3 protein-coding genes are annotated in these 3234 nt (G+C 75.3%); all 3 read right to left on the reverse strand.

Annotated features, from left to right (window positions below):
- Positions 1-814: carboxyl transferase domain-containing protein (locus R7226_RS31135; protein WP_318601445.1), on the reverse strand; the 814-nt coding region annotated here is incomplete at its 3' end.
- Between the two features lie 335 nt (positions 815-1149).
- Complete coding sequence (gene dinB, locus R7226_RS31140; protein ID WP_318601446.1) at positions 1150-2250, reverse strand: DNA polymerase IV; 1101 nt, start codon at positions 2248-2250, stop codon at positions 1150-1152.
- Positions 2251-2334: 84 nt separating this feature from the next.
- Positions 2335-3234: septal ring lytic transglycosylase RlpA family protein (locus tag R7226_RS31145; RefSeq protein ID WP_318601447.1), on the reverse strand; the 900-nt coding region annotated here is incomplete at its 5' end.

A 3234-nucleotide genomic window follows, 5' to 3' on the forward strand; every position in this document is an offset into this window, starting at 1 on the left:
GCGCGAGCCAGCCGCGCGCACCGTCGCCGGCCGCGCCGTCGCCGGCCGCGGCGTCCGGCAGCCGGCGCGCGGCGCGCTCCCCCTGATGCGCCGGCAGCAGCGCGAGGAAGCGCCGCACGACCGCGTACGCCTCCGCCGGCGTGTCGACGGCGAGGTCGGCCTGGCCGGTGACCTTCGCGTGCACGTCGGCGCCGCCCAGCTCCTCCATCAACGGTCTCTCCCCCGTCGCGACCTCGACGACCAGCGGCGAGGTGACCGCCAGGCAGGTCCCGCGCAGCTGCACGACGAGGTCGGAGGCGGCGGCGAAGAACGAGGAGCCGCCGAACGAGTCGCCGACGATCACGGTCGCCATCGGGACGCCGCGCGAGCGGCGGAACAGCTGCGTGCCGGGGCCGACCTGGCTGAAGCCGGCCGAGCCGAGCGTGTCGGGGATGCGCGCGCCGCCGGTCGCGCCGAAGTAGACGATCGGGTGGCCGCAGCGGCCGGCGTGCGCGAACAGCTTCGTCAGCCGCTTGGAGCCCATCACCGACGAGCTGCCGCGCTTGACGGTGATGTCGTCGCCGGCGACCGTCACCGGCCGGCCGTCGATCGTGCCGTGGCCGCCGATCTTGCCGTCGCCGGGCGTGCTGTCGCGATCGGCGGGGTTGGCCGAGACGACGAACGTCCCCTGCTCCTCGAAGGAGCCCGCGTCGAGCAGCCCGTCGATGTGCTCCCGCACCGTCAGCTCGCCGCGCGCGTGCAGCCGCTCGATCCGCTCGGCGCCGCCCATCCGCACGCGGATCGCATCGCGCCGCTCCCGGAACCCCTCGCTCATCGGCGCAAGGCTAACCGCGCCGGGCGCGACAACGCGCAGGGCATCGCGGCGCGCGCGTCCACCGCCGCCGCCCGCTCAAGCGCACCTCTTCCCTGCCGAACACCGGTAGGGAGTCCCCGCGGCAGACGCGGCAGAGGCATCCCGCGCACGATCGCGCTGATCTCGCGCGCGCGGCTGCCCGCCGGCAGCTACCGCCTCACGGTCGCCGGCGGGACCACCCGGCAGAGCATCACCTTCACGGTCGCCGCGGCCAAGCGCGCGCTGCGCTGAGCGGCGCGGGCGGCGAGCGGCTGCCGCCCGCCGCTGGCCAGCCGCGAACGCGCGGCGCGCCGCCCCTACAGCGGCAGCGCCAGCTGCGCCGCGTTGCGCGGCGGGGCGACCGGCGACGGCGTCCCGCCGCCTTCCTCCTCGAAGGAGGCGACGCGCACGCCGAGCAGCCGCACCGGCCGCGGCGGCGCGTACGCGCGCAGCAACTCCAGCGCGATCTCGGTGACGAGCGCGGCGTCGTGCGTGAACGTGTCGATCGTGCGCGCCCGCGTGACCGTCGTCCAGTCGTCGAGGCGGACCTTGATCGCGACGTTGCGGCCGCGCTTGCCGCGTCTCTCCAAGCCCTCGCACAGCTCGCGCGCGAGCCGGCGCAGCACCTGCTCCAGCTCCTCCAGCGAGTCGACGTCCTCGTCGAAGGTGCGCTCGTTGGAGCGCGACTTCAGCACGCGGTCGGTCTCGACCGGCGAGTCGTCGTGGAAGTGCGCGCGCCGCAGCAGGTCGCGGCCGTGGTTGACGCCGAAGCGGGCGGCGAGCGTCTCCTCCGGCGTGTTCTGCAACTGGCCGATCGTCTCGATCCCCAGCTCCCGCAGGCGCTCGACGCTCTTGGGCCCGATCCCCGGGAGCAGCTTCGGCGAGACAGAGGCGAACCGCTCCGCCGCCTCCTCGCGGCCCATCGCGACGAAGCCGGCCGGCTTGCCGAGGTCGGAGCAGATCTTCGCGATCAGACGCGACGGGCCGAGCCCGACGGAGACGGTGATGCCGGTCTCCGCTCTCACCTTCTCGACCAGCTCGCGCAGCACGCGGACCGGCTTCTCGACGCCGGTCAGGTCGGCGTAGGCCTCGTCGAGGCCGAGGTGCTGGAGCCTGCCGAGCCGCGCGCCGATGATCTCCCACAGCGCCTTCGAGGTCGCGCGGTAGGCCTCGAAGTTCGGCGGCACGAGGATCGCGTGCGGGCACATGCGGCGAGCGCGCGAGAGCGGCATCGCGGAGCCGACGCCGTATCTGCGCGCCTCGTAGGAGGCGGTCGTGACGACCGAGCGCGGCCCGTCGTGCGCGACGATCACCGCCTTGCCGCGCAGCTCGGGCCGTCTCAGCAGCTCGACGGAGGCGTAGAAGGCGTCGCAGTCGAGGTGGGCGATGACGCGCTTGACTCGAACGTCTGTTCCCATCCCGGCGAATGCTACGCCACCGGCCGGCGGGAGGAGCGGAGGGTTTCCCACCGCATCGGTGGAAAACCCTCCGCTGCTCGCGAGCTAGACCGTCGTCCAGACGGTGCCGACGCCGTCGAACCCGAGCGCGCGAGCGGTCGCGCCGGTCAGGTCCCATTCGCGGGCGCCGACGTACGGGCCGCGGTCGATCACCGGGACGGTGACCTTGCGGCCGCCGTATCTGATCGTGACCTTCGTGCCGCACGGCAGCGACTTGTGCGCGACGCCGAGCTGCGAGTAGCCGAGCGTGCCGCCGCAGGCGAGCGGACCGCCGTAGATGCCGTACCACGACGCGAGACTCGCGCGGTAGCCCTTCACCGCGCCGGCCTTCGCGCGCGTCGCGAGGTTGGTCTTCGTGCCGGCCGAGCGGACGCGCAGCGGCGTGCTGCCGAGGCGGCTGGCGACGACGCGCGCGGCGAAGTGGCCGTCGCGGCGCGTGAGCGCGTGGCCGACGGCATGCCAGCGGCCGCCGATGCGACCCTCGACGGTGACGCGATGGCCGCGCTTGCGCGGGAACAGCACGCCGCGGACCTTCACGGCGCTGCCGGCGGCGGCGTCGTGGCTGCGGCGCTTGACGGCAAGCTCGCCGGCGACCGCGACGCGGTGGGCGCGGCTGGCCTGCGCGCCGGCGGCGGCGACGGCGCTGGCCGTCTGCGAGACGACGCGGACCCTGCCGGTCGCGCGCAGCTCGGCGGCGATCCGGTAGCGGCCGTCCGGGCGCACGGCGGCGCGCTCGACAGCGCGCCAGCGACGGCCCGACGGCGCGTATTCGAGCACGACCTTCGCGGCCGAGCCGGCCGCGATGCGGCCGCGCACGACGACCGGCTGGCCGTAGCGCAGGCGGCGGTCCTTGACCTTCGCCGTCGGCTTGCCGGCGGCGGCCGGCGCCGCGGCGGCCGGAGCGCCGGCGGCTGGCGCGGCAGCCGCGGCGGGCGCCTTCGAAGT

The sequence above is a fragment of the Conexibacter stalactiti genome (assembly GCF_033542075.1).
Taxonomy (GTDB): domain Bacteria; phylum Actinomycetota; class Thermoleophilia; order Solirubrobacterales; family Solirubrobacteraceae; genus Conexibacter; species Conexibacter stalactiti.

Excerpts from the sequence above, each read along its gene's own strand:
- dinB (WP_318601446.1), bottom strand. The coding sequence starts at position 2,250 with ATGGGAACAGACGTTCGAGTCAAGCGCGTCATCGCCCACCTCGACTGC.